The sequence below is a fragment of the Fredinandcohnia quinoae genome, from assembly GCF_022427965.1.
Classification (GTDB): domain Bacteria; phylum Bacillota; class Bacilli; order Bacillales; family Bacillaceae_L; genus Ferdinandcohnia; species Ferdinandcohnia quinoae.
Window position 1 is genome coordinate 31,194 of the sequence record NZ_JAKTTI010000002.1, and the last position, 22,027, is coordinate 53,220.

A 22,027-nucleotide genomic window follows, 5' to 3' on the forward strand; every position below is an offset into this window, starting at 1 on the left:
AGTTTTCGTACTTTAAATGAAACATAGTCCCCTCGCATTTTATATTCTCATTACTTTAATGTATCGTTTTCTATTTGTAAGGCTTCATCATAATTCGTAGCCGGTGCAGCTATTCGAAAATCACTTTCTATTTGCATTCCATCATTCTCATTAAGTAAAATCGTAAAACCATTAAAATCATCATCAATGGCAATCATACCTAACAACACTAAGTCAGTCTTTCCTTCATGAGTCGATGTATATGCCAATGCTCCCATCTTCCCTCCCTCATGTTGAAAAAATCCAACATCTATAAGCTCATATGTCTTGGTAAAGTCATATTTATCAATGATCATTTTCCCTGTGAATACCGGATCTCGAAATAATGGCCTCTTATACGTTCCAATAACAGACACTTTCAAGGTCTCACCACTATTAGCATCTTCCGCCATATACTGAAATGCATTAAAATCCTGATTGATTTTCTTAGGGAAGTCGTAGAGAAATAAAAAGCAGGTAACTGGTAAAGCAATTGCAATCATCATCATGACTAGTTTTTTCGATAATTTCATAGTTTCATTCACCTATTCCCAGTAATTAACTTTTATAAATTTTACCATATTATTTGTACTCTACAGTTCAATTTTTCTGAATTTTTAATCTAAAGTATGATTTACTTCACAGACTTTACGTATCAGATTATTTAAAATAGTCCTAAAATGGAAAACAGGTGATAAAATGGCTACGTCTTTGTTAGAGGCTAGAATCAATTCAAAAATGATTATGGAATCAATTTCTTCTATAGGAGTTAAAAGTGTATTTGGATGCCAAGAGGAAAGTTTAATTTCTTTCTATTGTGATCGGAACCCAAATGTCGACTATATTCAATTAAGGCATGAACAAGCAGCCGTTCATGCAGCAGATGGATTTGCAAGAGCTAGTGGGAAGCCTGGGGTCGTACTATTAGGGACATCATTAAGCTTAACAAATGGAATAACTGGTATTGCAACTGCTTATAGCGATTCAGTCCCATTATTAATTATCTCAGGACCACTTTTTCCAATTCATTCAAGTAAAAATGCATTTGATGATTTGAATATTATCGGTATGGCAACACCAATTACAAAGCATATTTTTACAGTTGAGAACACCGACGATTTACCATTAATCATTCATCAGGCATATCATCTTGCTGCAAACGGTAGACCTGGGCCAGTGCTAATAGAAATTTCAACAAATATGGCTCCTAAACATCAAAAGTACGTTTCAAACGACTTCAATTTGGCTGAACCATTTTTACAATCATTGAAAAATGAAAGCGAATTATGTAGAGCCTTGGAGTTTATAGAAACCGCTAGAAAACCAGTTTTTCTGATCGGTGGTGGAACCATTATTTCAGGAGCATCTGAGGTTCTACATAAGATTGTTCAACAATGCCAAATCCCTGTTGTTACTACATTAATGGGAATAGGTGCATATAGCACAGTTGACCGTTTATTTTTAGGAATGCTAGGTATGCACGGAACATATGCAGCTAATAAAGCTGTTCATCAATGTGATTTATTAATCAGCATTGGAATGCGTTTTAGTGATCGAGTGACTGGCAGAATAAGTGGTTTTTCTCCTAAATCAAAAATAATACATGTTGATATTGACGAGTCGGAATTAAACAAAATACTTCAAGTTGATTTACCGATTGTTTCAGATGCAAAGGCATTTTTAAGCTGGTTACACAATCATATCGATCATCAAAAGGTAAATTATAATACTAAAAACTGGGTAAATGAAGCGACTGAATGGAAACGAACTGTTCCAAGATTTGATAAATCCAATAGCATTTTGAGTCCGCAAACAGTGATTCAGATGATTGACCGATACTCAGATGATTCTGCATTAGTCGTTACGGATGTTGGACAGCATCAAATTTGGACTGCACATAATTATAAATTTAAAAATCCTAGGACTCTACTTACATCTGGTGGATTAGGTACAATGGGCTATGGACTTCCAGCAGCGATTGGTGCTGCTATTTCACGTCCAACGGAGCAAGTCATATGTGTATCAGGTGATGGCAGTTTTCAAATGAATTTGCAAGAATTAATCACGATCGTGAAATATCAACTCCCTATTAAGATTGCGATTTTGAACAACGGATATTTGGGTATGGTTCGTCAATGGCAGCAGCTTTTTTTCAATGGGAGGTATTCCTCTGTAAAAATTTCATCTCCGGACTTTGTGAAGCTTGCTGACTCATATGGAGCTGTTGGCTTTAAAGCACAAACTGAAGAAGAAGCCAAGCAAATCATTATCGAAGCGTTCAACCTTCAAGGCCCTGTTCTAATGGAATTTAATGTAGTTGAGGAGGAAAATGTATTTCCGATGGTCCCACCAAACCATAATAATCATCAGACCTTATTATCCAAAGAATAGACTTTATACTAGAGCAACACAATTATTTTGTCCTCTGTAGAGGGCTTTTTTTGATGAATAAAATAATATCTAATCTTTTAGGTAAAAATGTAAAAAAACAAGTAAGGAGAATATCCTTGTGGAAGTATCTTTATTAACTTTAGGAATGATCATACTGGCGAGTTATCGGTTAACGCATTTAATTGTCTTTGATAAAATAACCGAACCTTTACGAGATCCCTTTTTAAAAAAGGAGAAAACCCGGTCAAATGAAACCAAAAAAGTGCCAAAATCAATTTTCGGATATCTTCTTACATGTTACTGGTGTACAGGTATTTGGTCAGCAATATTTCTTGGTACTATGTACATCTTTATACCCTCTATTGCTAAATATCTTATTTTCATTTTATCAATTGCAGGCGGCCAAGCTATTTTAGAAACCTTTGTCGGAGTCAATATTAAGAAAACAGAAATGTATGCTGAACAAATAAAACAGAGCAAACAACAATAACTTTGCAACTTTTTAGTGAAAGTTTGTCCCCCGTTATTCATACAGTTTAATAAAGGGGGATATTAGTATGAATACCAAACTTTCAACTTATAAGCTTATTCGTTATGTAGTTGCTTATGTTTTTATTATTTCTGGAATGATGATTGTATTGAGCCCGGAATTAGGTAATTTTTTCATCAGTTTAGAGATCCTACCCTATCCACAATATATGATGTATCTTGTGGCCATTCTTGAAGTTCTTTGTGGGGCATTGATTATGGTGAATAAAGAGGTAAAGAATGCCACCATTCCATTAATTATCATCATGATTGGTGCTCTTCTATTTGCCAAAATACCGATGCTTCATTCTGGTTTTTTTGAATTTGCATTTGCTGCAAGGATTGACATTGTTATGCTTGCATTACTCATTATTTTATATCGAAACCCTCATAGATAATTGATCACCCTAAAATGCCAGATTGCAAATTTGCAATTTGGCTATTTTTTTGAATTAAAATATTATTTCAAAATAAATATTTTTTCGAACTATAAAAATACAAACCTTCTAGAAATTGGTTGAAAAAAATATTTTGACAAAACAAACTATTGTTACGTATTATATTAATATAACAAAGGGAGGTTGTAACATGTCAGACCTAAATAAACAGAAAATTGTGGCAAGCGTTCCTCAGAAAGGATTCTTCGGACATCCTAAAGGGCTTTTCACATTATTCTTTACTGAATTTTGGGAGCGTTTCTCGTACTATGGTATGAGAGCAATTCTCGTATTTTATATGTATGACAAAGTCTCTGATGGTGGATTAGGACTCGATGAAACCTTAGCACTTTCCATTATGTCAATCTATGGTTCACTCGTATACATGTCCGGAATTATTGGAGGCTGGCTTGCTGATCGAATATTCGGTACCTCAAGAGCAGTATTTTATGGCGGTATCTTTATTATGTTTGGTCATATTGTCCTAGCTATTCCAGGAAATATCACGATGTTCTTTATCTCTATGTTCCTCATCGTTATTGGTACAGGCTTACTAAAACCGAATGTCTCTACTGTTGTCGGTGATATTTATAGCGAAGAAGACCAACGTAGAGATTCAGGTTTCAGTATTTTCTACATGGGTATTAATCTTGGAGCTTTCATATCTCCATTAATCGTAGGTAAGGTAGCAGAAACTGATTACCACTTAGGCTTCGGTATTGCAGCTATCGGTATGTTCTTTGGTTTATTACTTTTCTTATTAACTAAGAAGAAAAATTTAGGCCTTGCTGGTACAATCGTGGCGAATCCTCTATCTCCATCAGAAAAGAAAAAGGTTTACACCATGATTGGTTTAGGAATCGTCATTTTAGCAATATTAATTGCAATCGCTATTCCAACAGGACTTCTTACATTTAAATCATTCATTGCACTTATCGGTATATTAGGAATCTTAATCCCAACGATGTATTTTGTTGTGATGTATCGCAGTCCGAAAACTACTGCTGTTGAACGTTCTAGACTCATTGCCTATATTCCGCTATTTATTGCTGCAATTATGTTCTGGGCAATACAAGAACAAGGATCAACTATCCTTGCAAATTATGCAGATAAACGTACACAACTAGATTTTGCTGGTATTCATATTTCACCAGCATGGTTTCAATCATTGAACCCACTATTTATCATTACATTAGCACCTGTATTTGCATGGTTTTGGATGAAGCTTGGTAAACGCCAGCCATCAATTCCGAAAAAATTCTCATTCGGATTATTATTTGCTGGTTTGTCATTCCTAGTTATTCTTCTTCCTGCGTATTTTGGGGGATCTGATTCTTTAGTTAGCCCACTATGGCTAGTATTAAGTTATTTCATTGTCGTTCTTGGTGAATTATGCTTATCACCAGTAGGACTTTCTGCTACTACAAAATTAGCACCTGCTGCATTCACTGCTCAAACAATGAGTTTATGGTTCTTATCAAATGCAGCTGCACAAGCAATCAATGCACAAATTGTTAAATTCTATACACCTGAAACAGAAATGGTTTACTTCGGTGTAATTGGTGGAGCTTCAATCGTACTTGCGATTATTCTCTTCATCATCTCACCAAAAATTCAAAGCTTTATGAAGGGTATAAAATAGAGTTATAATATCAGCCTGACCATAATGGTCAGGCTTTTTTTATTTATAAACATAGGTCCTCCTCCTTGCTTTTCCATATTGTTCTAAGCCTCGAGCCTTAGTGAAAAATATATCTCTAGCTCCTTATAGGTTCGGGTATTCAATCGGTAAGATAGATAGCAGATGTGGAAAATCTTGCCTAGAATAAGACTATTTAGGAAAAGGAGAATGATTGTGAACGTAATTAAATTTATTGTACAAAGAAAGATTTTAATAGGACTTTTACTCGTCCTAGTCGTGATGCTTGGGAGCTACTCAATTTTCAAGTTAGACAAAGAGATGATTCCAACCGTTAAAATGGACGGAGCTTATATCGAAATTAGTGCCGGTCAAATGTCAGCTATTGAAGTTGAAAGATTGATAACAACTCCCATAGAGCAGAAAATTCAGGGAATTGATGGAGTTGAAGGTATTAGCTCAACAACAAATATTGGGAGTAGTGTTCTTCAAATAATCTTTGATCAAGGAAAAGGGGAAGAACTTTTTAAAGAAGTGGAAGCCATTGTTATTTCCATGAAAAGTGAAGTTTCAGGAATCACAAATGTCGTTGCCGAACAGTACGGTGGTAGTCCTGGTTATGAATTTTTCATGGATGTTTCCGGTGGGGACATGGATCAAATGACTAAATTCGCTAAAAATGTGATCGAACCAAAATTAGAAGAGCTTCCCGAAGTAAGAGATGTACAATTAACAGGTATTTTGGAGCATGAACTTATCATTCAACTTAATCATGATCAATTGCAAAAATACGGGCTAAATCCTGCTCAAGTAATTGGTGACATTCAGCAAGCTAATCGTGAATCAACATTGGGAGAGTTAAGCAGTGATAAAGATTCTCCATCTCTTCGCTGGAATACAAAATTAACAAATATTGATGATGTCAAAAATATTAAAATTCATACTCAAACTGGTTCTATTCTTTTAGAGGAAATCGCTAATGTTTCATTGCAGCCATTAGAAAATTCCTCCTATGTTTGGAAAAATGGAACGAAGGATTTTATTTTGATACAGATTGGGCGAACATCAGATGTGTCACAAATCGAAATGGCAAATGCCGTACGGGAAGAAATTAAAAAGATTCGCAATGAAAATCAATTAAAAGGTTTTGAATTAAATGAAGTAGTCGCTCAGGCTGACTACGTTGAAGAAGCCATTGATGGAATAAAAAGTAATATATTAATTGGTGGAGTCATTGCGATTATTATTCTTTTACTTTTTTTACGAAATCTACAAGCAACATTTATTATTGGTCTCTCAATACCAGCCTCTGTTTTACTTACATTCGCAACCATATGGCTATTTGATTACAGTTTAAATATATTGACAATGATTGGACTTGGACTTGGTATCGGGATGATGGTTGATTCTTCAATCGTCATATTAGAATCGATCTATAAAAAGAAAGAGCAAGGATTAACAAAGCTTGATGCAGTTTTAGTAGGGACGAAAGAAGTTGCTTCAGCCGTTATTTCGTCAATGTTAACGACAATTGTTGTGTTTCTGCCAATCGGATTAATTGGTGGGGATATGGGACAATACATGATCATGTTATCTGTTGTTGTTGCTATAACACTGATAAGTTCAGTGATTGTAGCCTTTACATTAATCCCTTCATTAGCTGAGAAATTTATGAAGCTACGCAAACCAAATAAAGTCTCAAAAGAAGGAATGTTCCTTAAAGCGTATAGTAAAATCATTTCGTGGGTAATTATGAAAAAACGTCGTTGCGTTGCTGTTATTATGTCCTTTCTCATCATGTTAGTCGGTTCAGGGTTTCTTGTCTCAAAAATACCGATGACCATTATGCCTGATATGTTTAATCGTTATACTGAATTAATGGTAAATACAGAACCAGGACTGTCAGTCGAAGATAAGGAAAAACTCGTCCAAAGTATAAATAACAAACTACAAGGAATTCAAGATGTAAAATCAAACTATGTCATGGAAAATGGTGGTGCCCTGTACTCTATCATTAATATGACTACTGGTGACGAAATCATCAAAGAACAAAAGGTAGTAAATGAAGAAATTCTCAAATCTTTACGTTCACTTCAAGAAACTGAGCCAGTTATAAGTGTACAAACAGCAATGAATGCGGGTAGAGGTCTTCCTGTTCAAGTCAATATTAAAGGGAAAGACTTCAATGAATTACAAACAATCTCAGAAGATTTTATTCAAAAATTACAAGAAATTGACGGAATTGTCGGGATCTCAAACTCAATCCAACGGACGTCCGAAGAACAATTAATTGTGTTAAAACCAAATGCGATTGAAGAAGCCGGTCTTACCGAAATCCAATTGAAACAGTTTATTGAACAATCATTTCTTGAAATACCATTCGAATTTATGTCGATGAATGGTGAAGATATACCTATCAACATAAAATCTGGAGGAAAACCTGGTACAAAATCTGAACTTTTGGATTTAAATATCCCTACGATTAACGGTGAGGAAAAACTATCTCAATTTATTGAATTACTAACTGTATCCGCACCAAATAATATTAGCCATATTGATGGAGAACGTTACATTTCAATTTCAGCAGATATTGAAGAAAGAGATCTTGGAGCAGTAAATCGTGATGTCCAAAAACTAATAGAGGATTTTAATACACCAGCAGACTATACGGTTTCTTTAGCAGGAGACTTGGAACAGCAGCAAGAATTAATGAATGATATGATCATGATTTTTGCAATTGCATTATTCCTTGTATATCTCGTAATGGCCGTTCAATTTAACCATTTAGGACACCCATTAATCGTGATGTCGATTATCCCGATTACGATTATTGGCGTTATTTTAGGGTTATTCATTACCCAAATGGAGTTAAGTATTATGTCTGGAATGGGCATCGTAATGTTAATTGGAATCGTCCTTAATAATGCTATTCTACTAATTGATCGGACTAACCAACTTCGCAAGGAAGGAGATAGTGTTGAAATTGCTTTAATTGAAGCAGGAAAAAATCGAATACGTCCTATCTTCATGACAACACTAACCACAGTAGGCGGAATGCTACCTTTAGCTCTAGCTTCTGGAACATCTGGAAATTATCAAGCACCGATGGCAACAGCGATTATATCAGGACTTATGTTTGCAACAATTATTACATTGGTTTTGATTCCAGCTGTATACCGTTTATTTACAATCTCTCAAAAATCGAATCGAAGAAAAAACAAGGCTCAAATCAATGCTGAGGTAGCAGCAATGAAACAATAAGTGAATAATTACTTTAAACCTTCTGTTTCTTCAGAAGGTTTTTTTAATTTTAACAAATATCTAGGTAGAGTAATTCCTATCCATCTCTCTCAATAATTCTTCTATAGGTAAAAAGTTGCGTCTTTCGTTGAAAGCATTGAATATCATTGTTTTTTTTCATAAGATAAATGTAATAGTTTGGTAGAAAAGGTCATGATTTGTAAACAAAAGAGTTTGAGTAGGTTCAAATTAGTGAAACCTACATGAAAGGAAAAATATAATGAGTGAAAACCTTCGCTTCCAAGTCCATTTGACTGGAATGATTGATATTCTGTCCAATCATTTATACAACGAAAAAGATGTCTATATTCGTGAATTATTACAAAATGCAAACGATGCAATTACTGCAAGAAAAAGGCTTCATCAGGATTTCACACCACGAATTTATGTTTCCCTGACAGAAAGCACAGAATCATCTCCTACCATTATTTTTGAGGATAATGGTGTGGGGCTAACAGAAAACGAGGTCCATCAATTTCTTGCAACGATTGCTAACTCATCAAAGGGCGAAAAGACCTTTGGAGATAGTGGAACTGATTTTATTGGTCGATTTGGGATCGGATTACTTTCCTGTTTTATCGTAAGTGAGGAAATTGTGATGGTTACTACATCAGCAAAAACCTTTGAAACGATTGAATGGCGTGGGAAATCTGATGGGACCTATCTAATTCGCAAGCTAGATGAGGTTCAACTTGAACCAGGAACACAAGTTTTTATTAGAAAGAAAAAAGCCGATGATTTACCTGGTGATTGCTTCAATCAAAAAACATTGCGGCAAACTCTAAAGAAATACGGTTCATCACTAGAGCCCAGCATCACCCTTGCTCATCTTGGAGTAGAAGAAGAGCTTAATCATTGGAGTAAACAATTTGCCGAACACACAAAGCTGCATCAAATGTCACGTTCAGAAGTTTTAAAATTGGGTTTGGATATTTTAGGAATGGATTATCAGGATTATTTTTTGATTGAAAATGAGACTGGACGAACTTTCGGTATTGCTTATATAGTCCCACATACGATACATATGAATGCAAAGAAGACTAATGCAGTATTTTTAAACCGGATGTTTGTGACAAAAGATTGCCAAAGTATATTACCAGATTGGGCATTATTCATCCATTGTATTTTATGGACCGATGAACTAAGTCCTGTTGCATCACGCGAAGACTTTTTCAAAAATGAGGCACTTGAACTTGTTTCTGAAAGCTTAGGTAATGCGATTAAGAAAAATATTATTACACTACCAGATGTTACGTTAACGAAGCTTATGCATATTCATTATTTAAACTTCAAAGCATTGGCTAGCCAGGATGAAGAGTTTCTATCATTCATTTACCCATATTTACCGATGAGAACATTGGACGGTGAGCAATCACTTCAAACCATTTTTAAAAATCATAAGGTTATTTATTATACCGAAACGGTTGATGCATTTAGACAAATTCAAGATATTGCTAGGGCCAAACAAATGATGCTTGTCAATGGTGGCTATACATATGATGTCTTTATTTTAAATAAACTTGAAAATCTCTTACCTGAACAACATCTACAGTTTATTAACCCCTTAGAAATGACAGCAACATTACAAAAGTTGGATACAGATGAGGAATTAACATTTTCAAACATTTTAAAAGAAATGAACTTACAAATGGATCGATATAAGGTAAATATTGAAATTAGACGATTTGAGCCTATACACTTACCTACTCTCTTCATCCATTCCAACCAGTCACAAGAGGACCGGGAATTAGAAAGGATTGCTGAGGCTTCAAATTCATTATTTAATCAATTGCTCATGTCACTTCAGCCTGAGGAACCAGAAAGACCGATCCTTTATTTGAACCTGAGTAATCACCTTACCCAAAGAATCTTAACATCTGGTAAAACAGCGGAACAATTGGCTGTAATAATTCAAACCCTATATATTCAAGCATTATTATTAGGTCATTACCCTCTTAAGCAAAATGAACTTGAAATGATGAATCGAAATTTACTGTATATGCTTGAACTTATTTAACTTTATTCACCAGAAGTCTCCCACTTCTATATATGGTGAGATGAATGCAAATCAGTTTCCAATTCAGTGGGGTTCAAACCCCGACTGAAATTAAGGAACTCAGACTAAGAACGCCACATCCTGTGGCAACGTCTGAGTGACCCACATCGTGTGGGCCTAAAGCCTCCGGCGGATGCCTCAGATTTTTAAAGGAAGCTTTTCGAGCAAGCTCGAAAAAATCTGGGCGCAAATACGCCAAGGCGCATTTGATCGTAGATAAGGAGAATCCATATGGCGGAATACTTAGATTTATTGGATGATGCATTAAAAATGGCAGACGAAGATCTTGCACGAATTCCTTTACTTGAAAGAATCATCCTTGAAGCTGATAGTCATAATGATATTGAGACCGGAGTTGTTGCACGTTTTGAATTAATTGATACGTGTCATGATACCGGATACCCTAAGAAGGCTTTGCAGGCATTCAGCTGGCTCATACACAAATATGAATCAGATGAAACTATTATTGATGAAGAGGATTTATTTTGGCGCTATAAATGGATTATCGGATATGCTCTAAAATTCCCGGAAATTCCAATTGAACAAATTGAGACCCTACAAGCTGATATGAAAGAAAAATTCAAAGCAAAAAACTATTCTTTAAAACCATATTATTATTCCAAACTAAGAATGATCTTGAGAATGGGCGGAGAAATAGAATTAGCCGAGCCGTATTATGAAAAATGGAAAGAGACTTCCGCAGATCATTTGTCTGATTGTCGTGCATGTGAATTAGACAGTGAAGTAGATTACTATATACATGCTGGTGATGTTGACAAAGCTTATAAATTAGCCCAGCCTCTCCTGATCCAGAGGCTCACCTGTTCTAGTGTACCGCATATCACCTACAGTTATATGGTACTTTCCTTATTACATATTGGTAAAAAAGAGGCAGCAGAAAAGTGTTATAAAAAAGGCTATAAGTTGGTAGCTAAAAGAGGGGACTTTGCTGAAGAAATCGGAGAATACATTTTGTATTTATTAAAAACCAATCGAAAACAGGAAGCTGAAACAATCCTTAATGAAAATATTGAAATCATCGAGAAAATTGATACAACAATCGATAAAATTATGTTCATGCAGTCCGCCTATCCACTCTTTGCCGAAAAAAATGACGTGAAAAGGATGAATTGGGTAGAAGAATACACACAAAAATTAGATACTCGCCATGGAAATGGCTATTATACAACTCGTTTAAACGAAATTAAACAATTTACACTCAATTAAAGTGAAAAGAGGAGATAAGATGGAAGTACAAACAAATTCATACCGCAATGCTAAAGAAGGAACATTAGAGCGTACATTTTCTGACCTGATTGCCGTTGTTCCCGAAGTATTAACTTTGGACCATTTAAAAGAAAGAATTTCAGCAATCGCTGAAAATGGAATTGAAGTGAAGGTAATTAATGAGGATGAGACTAGTATTTTAATAGAGTTAAATGAAAATGATGTGGTAACTCCTTTTGAAATTAATATTCAATTACCACATGAGGATGTTCACTATGAGCAATACTATCGACAGGACCAAACCACACCAGAGGAAGTATTCCACCAAGCGTACAATGGCTCTGAAATTTTTGTTCGGACATTATTCACAGATGATGTTTTAAGTAATTTCTACTATCAATTGGAGTTTCTATGGCGCTTAGCTCCAGATATGCTTTTCACGTTAGATTTAAGTGCTTCTACAAAGCTCATATCACGAAGCTATATAAAGTACCATATCGAGAATCATATTTTACCAGAAATACAAGATTTATATGTGATTCATTCCATTTATGAAGGCGGCGAACAAGACGAACCTTCACAATATTGGTTTCATACACATGGTTTAAGTAGGGCTGGCATAACAGAAGTAGAATTGATTATCCCAAACCGTCTTGCCTCCTATTATGGAATACCTGATCTATTCAGTACGTTTGTTAATAATGCAATTGAAAATGGTAAACTATCCATTAATGAACCGGTAACGGTCGGACAAAGTAATTCAGGGTATATCCAAGTCATTGCTGTTCCCTGGGAAGAAGGATTAGCTTATATTGGTAAAAAGACATACTTATTTGATTTAAATGATATTGAGGACGATGAAGTTCATCTGCAACCTATAGATTCAGGCTATACATTTATTGGTGGGATGAATGATCGCGATGAATACCATCAGGAGCCATCTTGCCTCTTGTTCGAGTATAAGGAAGAAGAAGGATATATGGAATGCTTCTTCAAAGAATTTGAAGATCAAGAATTGATGTATTATAAGACAACTAGTGAAACAGCTCGCATCTCATTTAATGCCAAACATAGCTTTGGATATTTTGATAACATTTTCAACTTAGAAAAGGAAAACGAGAATTTTCGCTTTTTAGCCAAGTTTGGCATACCTTATGATGGAGAAGAAAGAGAACATATGTGGTTTGACATGCAAACCATTGCCGAACCTACGATTATTGGTCTATTAATTAATCAACCATATTATATTGATTACATGCAGGAAGGTAATCATTATGAACTTAATTATGAAGATTTAACTGACTGGGTAATTTACGCTGGGGAAGATGTGATTACACCTAGTAACTTATATCAATTTATTGGTTAATAAAAAAACCTTCTGAATCAGTGTAATACTGATTCCAGAAGGTTTCTTTCATTATTCATATTTTGATTTATCAGTGAAATTTACATATACCAAATAAATCACGATACAAATTGCTGTCGTTAGAAATCCCCATCCAAGGGTGATTTGATCAATCCGCAAGTAGTTATTACATAATTGTACAGGTACATTTACATATATTAATCCCATAGCAAAATATTTGATTGTGAAAAATAGAAAAACAAGATTCTTACCTTTTGACGTGAGTTTCTTCCAACTATCACGTAATGGGATACCTGCTAAAAATGGTAAACTAAAGAATTTAAAAACTTCCATACTTGTAACATTTAATGTTTCGTCCATTGTTTTAGGGATGGTCCAATAGATCATAATCATAATAAATAATAGAATTCCAGGTACTCCCGTTCCATTCCATTTTTCGAAAAACGATGGAAATCGTAATTGAAAAAAACGTGCCATAAGGAAACCAGAGAAAACCAATAAGGGCATTTGCATATGCATATGAATAATCATGATTGATTCTAGAAAGTTTGCGACGGGTGGGAGGGCTAAAATGATAAGTAAAATAAGCCCATAAAGAGATTGCTTCATCTTTTATTCCCCTCTTCCTTCTCTAGAATACTGATTACTTTATCTGCAGCTTCATCAATTTTTGTATAATCCATCACATCAACTAGACTACCCTTACCATCAACTAGATAAAATGCGGAATTATGTGAGAAATTTCCGTAAGGATCTGGGATGACAATGACGCCAAATTCCGTTAATAATTCATCTAGTTGTGCTTGATCACTAATTCTTGCCATCCTCCACGTTTCCCCGTCTGCATTAAAATAGTCCTTATATCGATCCAATGTAGCTGGATCATCTCGTTCGGGATCAAAGCTAATACTTAAGAACATAATATCCTTCCCGATATACTTGCTTGGGATTTGCTTATAAACTTGAGCCATATTTATTTCTAACTGAGGGCAAACTGTTGTACAGGATGTATATAAGAATGTGATAAATACATATTTATTTTCAAATTCAGAAATAGGATACATCCGTCCCTTGCTATCTTCAAATGTTACATTAGGGAATTGTGGTTTAGTCTCGATTAATTGATTTACCCTCGCAGTCTCCTCTGTGAATGCACGAAAACCATCGGTTCCAGAATAGAACAATGCACATCCAAATAATAAAACAATAATGATGGCAAATGTATTGTGATTTTTGATCATGTCGATCACATCCTACTTCTGATTTTTAATATAAAGAGATAGCCGTGCAAACAAGCTATCTCTTTACTTTTCTTATTTAATTTGTCTAGCTACAGCAGCTAGAAACTCGAGAAACTTCAACTCCTCCTACAGAGGCAAAAAACGCCTCTTTGTCGGAGTTTCCAGTTTTCTCGTTTCTGAACAAACTGCTTCCGCTTTTCTTTTTACCAAGTCTTTTGTGGTGGTGACCCTGGTGGTGCATTGACAATCATATCTGTAAGTGGCAATACATATGCCATTGAGATTACTAATATCATTAGAACTACCCATAGTCCCCAACGCTCAGTCCAATATGGAGTTTTAGAAGCATTTTCCTCTACCTCAGCAATTGGGAATTCTGTTTCTCCTTTTGGTGCAAAGAACATCATGTTAAATACTGCATATACTTGGATAATGACTGCGATTAGTAACAATGTTGCTCCAATTCCAACACATAATAATAACGGATTCCAGCTTAAGGCTGTAGGGTTATCAAAATAGGTTGAGAATGAAGTTCTTCGAGGTGATCCTAATAATCCTACCCAGTGCATTGTCACTGACATAAGTGTCATACCAATTGTCCAAATCACTGTTTGAACAACACCTAATTTATTCATTCCCGGTGTCAATACACGATTAGATAAATGTGGTATTAACCAATAACTAATTCCGAAGAAAGTCATAACTACTGACATTCCAAGCGTTAAATGGAAGTGTCCTACAACCCACATTGTATTATGAATTACTTGGTCTAATTGGTTAGTACTTTGAGCAATACCACCAGCTCCAGCTGGAATGAATGCTACCATTGCGATGAATGGTGCTAGGAAGCGAACATCACCCCATGGTAGCTTTTTCAACCAACCCAATGCACCTTTTCCGCCTTTTCTTCTTCCTGTACGTTCAAATACTGCGAATAAAGCAAATGCTGTCATTAATGATGGGAAACCAATTGCCAAACTCATGAATACGTGCATGAATTTAACTGGTAATTCAATACCAGGGTCAACGATCTGATGGTGGAATCCACCAGTGATATTCATGATAACTAAAGCAATAACAACTACACGAGTTAATAAGTCACTCCAACGACGTCCGCCAATGATTTTTGGTACGATTACATACCATGCTGATACCGCTGTTAAATACCAAATGTTAACTGCTGTGTGTCCGAAAGCCCAGAATAAAGTACGAGCGACCATTACATTGATCGTATCTGTCCATCCAAGTACCCATGGAATAATCATGAATAGTACTTCGAATGCAACAAATGCTGTTGCACCAACTAATAGAATAAATACTCCAGTTGCAAAGAATGAGAATATTGGAAGGTGCTGACCTTTATGATTCTTTCTCCAGTTTGCAACTTGAATAAATGCCCCAGTTGCTAGTGTCCATATACCCAATACAACGAATACCAATCCAAAATAGAATACTGGATGTGCTGCCATTGGTGGATAGAATGTATACATAACAGATGCTTTATTCATTAAGATTGGGATCACAACTAATACAAGCCCAACGATTTTCATCCAAAATCCGATCCATGCCATCATTCTAACCTTCGGAAGAAGTCCTCCTAGGGTATGTGAAATCCCAGCGTAAAAATATCCGATTGTAAAAAATGCTGATAATACTACTACTAATAAGAGTCCATGAGCTGTTAATACTTGATAGTAATTAAGCCAGCTCGGTAGTTCAAGAAGACCTGCACGATTCAAACCTTGTAATAACCCTAATAATCCACCTAATAATAATGCGATAAATGCTACTGATAAATATGCTTTTGAAATTTTAGCATCTGCAAGGTTAACTCCTAGAACTTTATTTGTTTTTTCTTTAAGTGTTTTTGATTGTCCTACTACAGCTTCCATTAGACTTCCCTCCTTTATTTAACAGTAATTGTTGTGCCCATTAATTGGTGACCAGCACCACAATATTCATTACATAGCACTAAATATTCGCCTGCTTTATCAAACTTCTGAGTAATTCTTTGAATATGCCCTGGCATAACCATTGCATTTAAGTTCGTTCCTGCAACTTGAAAACCATGTGTAACATCTTTAGAAGTCATGATAAAATGAACAGTTGAACCAGCAGGCACCTCAATATTAGCTGGAGTAAAGCTGAATATTTGTAATGTCATAACAACTTCATATTCATTTTCACCAATCTGTTTAATCCCCGGATTATCAAATGGTGGTGTCTGATCCACCTTTTGAGGATCGATTGTTTCCATATTACTTGGTGGTCCCATTTCTAATGCGAAGGTTTGATAACCTGTTACAAGCATGAAAATCATAATCATACCAAAACTTAGCGTGAGCCATATTTTTTCGTCCTTATGCATCATCTTCATTTCTTTCCCTCCCTAAAATCTCGCCATATAAAGCCCATAAAGTAATATATACGTAGCAAGTATCACTGCCCCAACAACACCTACGGAAATCCATGTTCCTTTCAAAGGAGCCTCGTGTTCTTCACTTAACTTTTCTTTCTGATTAACCTTTGTTCCCATCCAAACCAACCTCCTTATATATTTCATACTTACATATTAGTTGGTAATCGTTCTCAAGTAAGTGAACTGAATCACAGGGTATAAAGAGAATAGTGACAAATTATTGAACAAAGATTAATCCACAAAATTAAAAAAACTACCCCATAATCGTTCATAGGGTAGTAAAAGTAATAATTGTTATGTGAGAGTATAAATTAAAAAGCGCTCATTGGTATTATTTACATATAGATCAGGTAGAATGATTTCTTCTTTTAATTCGAAGGATGTACTATTTTCTAAGTAGTGTATATAGTCTTCTGATATATAGTAAAAAATTAAATCAACTTCACGTTGAGTTTCTTCAACTGATTGTAAAATATGATTGATAACCTTGATAAATATTTGAATCGAAAATGGATTAAAAAAATAAAACCGGTTATCCATTGGGTTAATCCGATATTCCTCAGCATATACGCACTGAAACTGGATTTCTCCTTTTCTATTTGTATGCTTTCTTTCATATCTTATCTGATTTTTCACTGCATCTTGATACAAGCTTTCATTCATTTCTATACCAGTTACAGTTGCCCCAAATCGATAGTGAATATAGAATAGCATTCGACCTTTTCCACATCCAAAATCAACAATTCGATCACTGCTTTTCAATTCATAATGATTAAAGAAATGCTCAAGCGCATGATAAGGAGTTGGCTCATACCGATGATAATAGGTAGCTTTATAAAATCCCATCTGCTCTCCAACTGTCTTAATATTCAACAAAGCATCCACATATTTCTCGCTCACGATACTCCTCCTACTAATAAAAAATAGCCTTATCACAAAATGGATAAGGCTTAATTCCTAACTAAAAATCGGTAATGTAACGATTACCATCAATAAGAATAATAATGCGATATAATTCACCGAATAAACAAACGAAATACGTGCCCATTTCTGATCGTCCTTTGTAAAAAATCCACTTATACTTAATGCCAACCAGCCAAGATTAAGTAATGTGGCAAGCACGATAAAGGTCGTACCCAGTGAACCTAAAAAGAAAGGTAATGGAAGCAAGCATGCCACATACACTGCAATTTGCCGCTTTGCCATTTTAAACCCGTACACGACAGGGAGCATTTTTACCCCTGCTGCTTTGTATTCATGATATTTCCTCATCGCAATTGCGAATGTGTGGGGCATCTGAAAAATAAATAAGATTAGAAATAATATAATCGGAACAATATGATTGCCAGATGTAATAGCCGTCCACCCGATTAAAGGTGAAACTGCACCAGACACACTTCCAATAACTGTATTCAATGTATATCTTCGTTTTGACCACATTGTATATAGCACAACATAAGTGAACCAGCCAATGAAGGCGTAAATAGTCGATTCCAATGTTGTAAAAAACAAAAGAATAAAACCAATTATCGAGAAACTGATTCCCATTGTTAATACAGTTTTGAGTGATATATTTCCGGTTACAGTTGGTCGATTTTTCGTGCGATCCATAATTGTATCAATATCAACGTCATACCAATTATTTATGATAAGAGCACCAGCCATTACAAATGTACTCCCTATCATTGTTAGCAAAAATAAACCCATATTATCCATTAAGGACATATCGCTAAAATATAATGCTAACCAAAATCCTGTAAATACAGGCAATACATTGGCAATTAGAACATTTGCTTTAAAAAGTAACTTTAAATCCGAGATCAAGGTAGAGGTTTTGTACTCTTTTGACATAGTAGCTTTCCCTACATTTTGTAGAGAAGTTATACCCTCTTTACTCATCTACAATTCACCTCCAAAAAAACGTTGCAACAAAACACATTTGTCTTACTACATATAAATATATCATTTCTATTCATTAAAAATAAACTTTCTTACCTATTACCATTAAAATACTAACTAATCTTATACATAATTTAGACACAAATTAAAAAAAGAGGAAAGAAAACATCTTTGATGCCTCTTTCCCCCAACAGTTAATTCTCGGCTAATTTAGGAACAACTTTATTTTCCTCAGGCTTATTGTTCATTTTATCCTCTGCCGGAGTTGCTCGCTTGATAAAGAATGATAACACAATTGCCACAGCAATAATAAACGTTGCAACTACAAAAGTAAAATTAATTCCCTCTAGCATTGCACTTGCCTCAATTTGTTTTTCCATCGCGGCAATTGCTTCTTCTGAAGGTGGTGCAGTTAATTTTTTCTTAGCTTCTGCTGCTAAATCGACAGCAGCAGATGCAGCCCGATTTGACATAATGGTTACTAATAGGGCAGTACCCACAGCACCAGCAACTTGATTCAAAGTATTGTTCATCGCTGTGCCATCTGGGTAATATTTTGCCGGTAATTGGTTTAAACCATTTGTTGAAACAGGCATCATTACCATGGACATTCCGAACATTCGGACTGAGTACAAAATAATTAAATGTGTGTAAGTTGTCTCAAATGTTAATTTACTAAAATAATAAGTTGTAACACATGTAATGGTTAGCCCAATAATCGCTAAAATGCGTCCACCAAACTTATCAAATAACTTCCCAGTAATTGGTGACATGAATGCCATTAAAATAGCACCTGGAAGCATCATCAGACCCGCATCCATTGGAGAAATCCCACGCAAATCCTGAACATAAATAGGAAGTAACAGCATCCCTGAGAACATTGCCATATTTACGACCATGGTGATCGTTGATGATAAAGCAAACATTGGATATTTAAAGATTCCAAAGTGAAGAAATGGTCGTTCAATTTTTGATTGGCGCATAATTAACACTACTAATGCTATAACTCCAATGGCAATGGTGCCATATACATATGGACTGTCCCAGCCTTTTTTACCAGCAGAGCTAAATCCATAGAGGATTCCACCAAATCCTACACTCGATAAGATTAATGATAGGAAATCCATTGTCATATCCACTTTCTCCTTCTTATCTTTAAGCAAGAAAATACCTAATAGCAGTACAACGACAGCGATTGGTGTAATAAAGTGGAAAAGCATCCTCCAGTCATAATGTTCAATAATCCAACCTGACAATGTTGGTCCAATTGCTGGAGCAAACATTAAAATTAGACCGAATACTCCCATTGCCGCTCCCCTTTTTTCAATCGGGAAGGCAACGAGCATAACATTCATTAATAACGGCATCATTATCGCAGAACCTGAAGCTTGAATCATTCGTCCCGCAAGCAACATTGGGAATACATGTGCAAATCCCGCTAATACTGTACCGATTGTAAAAAGCGCGATTGCGGATATGAATAGTCGTCTAACAGAATATTTTTGAATTAGAAATGCAGTAGTTGGAATTAATACCCCATTTACTAGCATATATCCTGTTGTAAGCCACTGAACTGTTGAAGCTTCAACCTTTAAGTCAGCCATTATAGACGGCAATGCGATATTTAAAAGTGTGTTATTTAAAAATGAAATAAATGCACCGATCATCATAATTGTAAGTATTCCATATGGTGGACGATTAGATGTAGTAAGTGATTGATTCATTATTTCTCCCCTTTGTACTAGTAGTCCATTATTTTATACTTCTATTCAACATATCTTATACCACCAAATCAATTTTAGCAATTTATATGTAACCTCTGAAACAGTGAACATTTTACTAATATTTTTCTTCAAAAGTGAAATATTAACCCCATGGTTTATTTTACCAACGAAAAAAAATGAAACTTATGTTATCTTTCATCGTAAATAGATTCGAGGATAATTTCTAACCATTATAGTATAATAGTTTTTAAACATTCATTTTTGGAGGGAACATCATGAAAAAAATAGCAGCAGTTTTACTTACAGCAGCACTTATATTTTCACCTGTAGGAAACTATGTATTTCAAGACCATTCAACAACGGTTGAGGCGAAATCGTATAAATCAGGAAAAAGAGGATTTAATAGTAATACAAATACCCAAAAGAATAATAACTCATTGTTCCAAAATAAAAAGACAGATTCTACTAAAACAAGTAAATCAACCACTACTACTAATAAAAAACGAGGATTTTTCTCTGGTGGAAGTTTAATGAAAGGCTTGATGATTGGTGGTCTTGCCGGCTTATTATTTGGTGGCATTTTCGCTAACATGGGTGCTTTAGGATCTATTCTAGGTCTAGTTATAAATATTTTAGCAATTGTTATTGTAATTAATATCCTTCTTTCGATCCTATCATTCTTTAGAAGAAAACGTAAAAAAGAGGATATGAAACCGTGGAGAAGTTAATTATACCTGAACAGGATATTATTAATGCCATTTGCGTCTATATTTCTCGTAAGAAGCAAATTAAGCCTGAAGAAGTAGAGGTCGAGCTGATGTATGATGATGATTATGGCTTTTCAGCCGAAGCATACGTTGATGGACGGAAGCAAGTCCTCATTACAGCAAATATCATCGAAGCGTTAAGACTTTGGCTTGAAGAATATTTAAATAGAGATCCTTATGCAGGCATCAAGCTCGTACTCGATGACGAAGAAGGAATAATTGCTGAAATTAATTAGTGGGAAAAGGGGACAAGCCCCTTTTCCCACTTTTTATTTTAATGTACGTCTCAAGAACTCTCTTGTCCTAACCTCTTTTGGATGATTGAATATTTGTTCAGGGGTGCCTTCTTCTGCAATTATCCCTTGGTCCATAAAGACAACTCTATCTGAAACATCTTTGGCAAATTCCATTTCATGTGTAACGATTAGCATCGTAAGCCCTGATTCTGCAAGCTCCTTCATAATTGTTAGAACTTCTCCTACCATTTCAGGATCAAGGGCGGAAGTTGGTTCATCAAATAACATTACGTCAGGCTCCATCGAAAGCGCTCTGGCGATTGCAACACGTTGCTTTTGACCACCAGATAAATGTCTTGGTTTTGCATGAATATATTGATCCATTCCAACAACATTTAAATATTTCAATGCTATTTTTTCTGCTTCCGCTTTTGTACGTTTTAACACTTTTGTTTGTCCGATTACACAGTTTCCTAATACATCATGATTATTGAAAAGATTAAATTGTTGAAATACCATTCCTAATTTTATCCTGTACTCGTTATGATCATGATGATCATCTAAAATATTTTCTCCATTATAAATGATTTGGCCACCAGTAGGTTTTTCTAATAGATTTACACAACGAAGAAGGGTTGATTTTCCCGAACCAGAGGATCCAATGATAGAGACGACTTCACCCTTGTTAACGGAAAAGTCGATGTCCGTTAATACTTCATGTGTTCCAAAGGATTTACTTAAATGTTGAATCTCGATGACTTTTTCCACACTCTATCTCT

20 protein-coding genes are annotated in these 22,027 nt (G+C 35.2%); 10 read left to right on the plus strand and 10 right to left on the minus strand.

All coding sequences use genetic code 11. From position 1 onward, the window contains the following. Nucleotides 1-50: 50 nt before the first annotated feature. Nucleotides 51-551 (minus strand): hypothetical protein, encoded by a 501-nt coding sequence (locus MJG50_RS02040; RefSeq protein ID WP_240252351.1) that lies wholly within the window; start codon nt 549-551, stop codon nt 51-53. A 166-nt stretch (nt 552-717) separates the two neighbouring features. Between MJG50_RS02040 and ilvB the strand changes: the two genes are divergently transcribed. From ilvB to MJG50_RS02080, 8 genes are all read left to right on the plus strand, one after another. Then, on the plus strand, nt 718-2,409 hold the full coding sequence (gene ilvB, locus MJG50_RS02045; protein ID WP_240252352.1) for a biosynthetic-type acetolactate synthase large subunit: 1,692 nt from the start codon (nt 718-720) through the stop codon (nt 2,407-2,409). 112 nt (nt 2,410-2,521) lie between these two features. Further along, nucleotides 2,522-2,899 (plus strand): DUF1360 domain-containing protein, encoded by a 378-nt coding sequence (locus MJG50_RS02050; protein WP_240252648.1) that lies wholly within the window; start codon nt 2,522-2,524, stop codon nt 2,897-2,899. Nucleotides 2,900-2,966: 67 nt separating this feature from the next. Continuing rightward, entirely contained in the window at nt 2,967-3,335 is a 369-nt protein-coding gene (locus MJG50_RS02055) for a DoxX family protein (protein WP_240252353.1), read from the plus strand. A 190-nt stretch (nt 3,336-3,525) separates the two neighbouring features. After that, a complete protein-coding gene (locus MJG50_RS02060) occupies nt 3,526-5,016 on the plus strand; it encodes a peptide MFS transporter (RefSeq protein WP_240252354.1) in 1,491 nt (496 codons plus the stop codon). A 213-nt stretch (nt 5,017-5,229) separates the two neighbouring features. Beyond that, complete coding sequence (locus tag MJG50_RS02065) at nt 5,230-8,274, plus strand: efflux RND transporter permease subunit (RefSeq protein ID WP_240252355.1); 3,045 nt, start codon at nt 5,230-5,232, stop codon at nt 8,272-8,274. 259 nt (nt 8,275-8,533) lie between these two features. Beyond that, nucleotides 8,534-10,330 carry an HSP90 family protein gene (locus MJG50_RS02070; RefSeq protein ID WP_240252356.1) on the plus strand — a complete coding sequence of 599 codons (1,797 nt, stop codon included), beginning with the start codon at nt 8,534-8,536 and terminating at the stop codon, nt 10,328-10,330. Between the two features lie 270 nt (nt 10,331-10,600). Next, entirely contained in the window at nt 10,601-11,596 is a 996-nt protein-coding gene (locus MJG50_RS02075) for a hypothetical protein (protein WP_240252357.1), read from the plus strand. A 19-nt stretch (nt 11,597-11,615) separates the two neighbouring features. Continuing rightward, nucleotides 11,616-12,962: a DUF4026 domain-containing protein gene (locus tag MJG50_RS02080; RefSeq protein ID WP_240252358.1), complete on the plus strand. Its 1,347-nt coding sequence runs from the start codon at nt 11,616-11,618 to the stop codon at nt 12,960-12,962. A 51-nt stretch (nt 12,963-13,013) separates the two neighbouring features. Here the strand turns inward: MJG50_RS02080 and MJG50_RS02085 are convergent, their stop codons facing one another. The 8 genes from MJG50_RS02085 to MJG50_RS02120 form a co-directional block, all read right to left on the minus strand. Further along, complete coding sequence (locus MJG50_RS02085) at nt 13,014-13,571, minus strand: hypothetical protein (RefSeq protein ID WP_240252359.1); 558 nt, start codon at nt 13,569-13,571, stop codon at nt 13,014-13,016. Then, nucleotides 13,568-14,203 (minus strand): SCO family protein, encoded by a 636-nt coding sequence (locus MJG50_RS02090; protein ID WP_240252360.1) that lies wholly within the window; start codon nt 14,201-14,203, stop codon nt 13,568-13,570. The genes MJG50_RS02085 and MJG50_RS02090 overlap by 4 nt, the downstream gene beginning before the upstream one ends. A 203-nt stretch (nt 14,204-14,406) precedes the next feature. Next, the gene (locus MJG50_RS02095; protein ID WP_240252361.1) at nt 14,407-16,095 is read right to left on the minus strand and encodes a cbb3-type cytochrome c oxidase subunit I; all 1,689 of its coding nucleotides are present in this window, start codon (nt 16,093-16,095) and stop codon (nt 14,407-14,409) included. 14 nt (nt 16,096-16,109) lie between these two features. Further along, a complete protein-coding gene (locus MJG50_RS02100) occupies nt 16,110-16,574 on the minus strand; it encodes a cytochrome c oxidase subunit II (protein WP_431307251.1) in 465 nt (154 codons plus the stop codon). An 18-nt stretch (nt 16,575-16,592) separates the two neighbouring features. Next, nucleotides 16,593-16,739: a cytochrome c oxidase subunit 2A gene (locus tag MJG50_RS02105; RefSeq protein WP_240252363.1), complete on the minus strand. Its 147-nt coding sequence runs from the start codon at nt 16,737-16,739 to the stop codon at nt 16,593-16,595. 177 nt (nt 16,740-16,916) lie between these two features. Then, nucleotides 16,917-17,522, minus strand: a complete 606-nt coding sequence (locus MJG50_RS02110) for a methyltransferase (protein ID WP_240252364.1) — start codon at nt 17,520-17,522, stop codon at nt 16,917-16,919. A 57-nt stretch (nt 17,523-17,579) separates the two neighbouring features. After that, nucleotides 17,580-18,521 carry a heme o synthase gene (gene cyoE, locus MJG50_RS02115; protein WP_275695462.1) on the minus strand — a complete coding sequence of 314 codons (942 nt, stop codon included), beginning with the start codon at nt 18,519-18,521 and terminating at the stop codon, nt 17,580-17,582. Between the two features lie 194 nt (nt 18,522-18,715). Then, nucleotides 18,716-20,245 (minus strand): DHA2 family efflux MFS transporter permease subunit, encoded by a 1,530-nt coding sequence (locus MJG50_RS02120; protein WP_240252365.1) that lies wholly within the window; start codon nt 20,243-20,245, stop codon nt 18,716-18,718. A gap of 275 nt (nt 20,246-20,520) precedes the next feature. On the opposite strand from MJG50_RS02120, the gene MJG50_RS02125 reads away from it, so the two are divergent. Beyond that, a complete protein-coding gene (locus tag MJG50_RS02125; protein WP_240252366.1) occupies nt 20,521-20,973 on the plus strand; it encodes a hypothetical protein in 453 nt (150 codons plus the stop codon). Next, nucleotides 20,961-21,248 carry a YxcD family protein gene (locus tag MJG50_RS02130; RefSeq protein ID WP_240252367.1) on the plus strand — a complete coding sequence of 96 codons (288 nt, stop codon included), beginning with the start codon at nt 20,961-20,963 and terminating at the stop codon, nt 21,246-21,248. Before MJG50_RS02125 ends, MJG50_RS02130 begins: the two co-directional genes overlap by 13 nt. A 33-nt stretch (nt 21,249-21,281) precedes the next feature. On the opposite strand, the gene MJG50_RS02135 is transcribed toward MJG50_RS02130, so the two are convergent. Next, nucleotides 21,282-22,016, minus strand: coding sequence for an amino acid ABC transporter ATP-binding protein (locus MJG50_RS02135; RefSeq protein ID WP_240252368.1), 735 nt, complete (start codon nt 22,014-22,016; stop codon nt 21,282-21,284). Nucleotides 22,017-22,027 lie beyond the last annotated feature (11 nt).

Coding starts and splice junctions, on each gene's coding strand:
- MJG50_RS02100 (WP_431307251.1), bottom strand. CDS start 16,574: ATGATGCATAAGGACGAAAAAATATGGCTCACGCTAAGTTTTGGTATG.
- MJG50_RS02105 (WP_240252363.1), bottom strand. CDS start 16,739: ATGGGAACAAAGGTTAATCAGAAAGAAAAGTTAAGTGAAGAACACGAG.
- MJG50_RS02085 (WP_240252359.1), bottom strand. CDS start 13,571: ATGAAGCAATCTCTTTATGGGCTTATTTTACTTATCATTTTAGCCCTC.
- MJG50_RS02080 (WP_240252358.1), top strand. CDS start 11,616: ATGGAAGTACAAACAAATTCATACCGCAATGCTAAAGAAGGAACATTA.
- ilvB (WP_240252352.1), top strand. CDS start 718: ATGGCTACGTCTTTGTTAGAGGCTAGAATCAATTCAAAAATGATTATG.
- MJG50_RS02070 (WP_240252356.1), top strand. CDS start 8,534: ATGAGTGAAAACCTTCGCTTCCAAGTCCATTTGACTGGAATGATTGAT.
- cyoE (WP_275695462.1), bottom strand. CDS start 18,521: ATGAGTAAAGAGGGTATAACTTCTCTACAAAATGTAGGGAAAGCTACT.
- MJG50_RS02125 (WP_240252366.1), top strand. CDS start 20,521: ATGAAAAAAATAGCAGCAGTTTTACTTACAGCAGCACTTATATTTTCA.
- MJG50_RS02040 (WP_240252351.1), bottom strand. CDS start 551: ATGAAATTATCGAAAAAACTAGTCATGATGATGATTGCAATTGCTTTA.
- MJG50_RS02120 (WP_240252365.1), bottom strand. CDS start 20,245: ATGAATCAATCACTTACTACATCTAATCGTCCACCATATGGAATACTT.
- MJG50_RS02075 (WP_240252357.1), top strand. CDS start 10,601: ATGGCGGAATACTTAGATTTATTGGATGATGCATTAAAAATGGCAGAC.
- MJG50_RS02090 (WP_240252360.1), bottom strand. CDS start 14,203: ATGATCAAAAATCACAATACATTTGCCATCATTATTGTTTTATTATTT.
- MJG50_RS02095 (WP_240252361.1), bottom strand. CDS start 16,095: ATGGAAGCTGTAGTAGGACAATCAAAAACACTTAAAGAAAAAACAAAT.
- MJG50_RS02055 (WP_240252353.1), top strand. CDS start 2,967: ATGAATACCAAACTTTCAACTTATAAGCTTATTCGTTATGTAGTTGCT.
- MJG50_RS02060 (WP_240252354.1), top strand. CDS start 3,526: ATGTCAGACCTAAATAAACAGAAAATTGTGGCAAGCGTTCCTCAGAAA.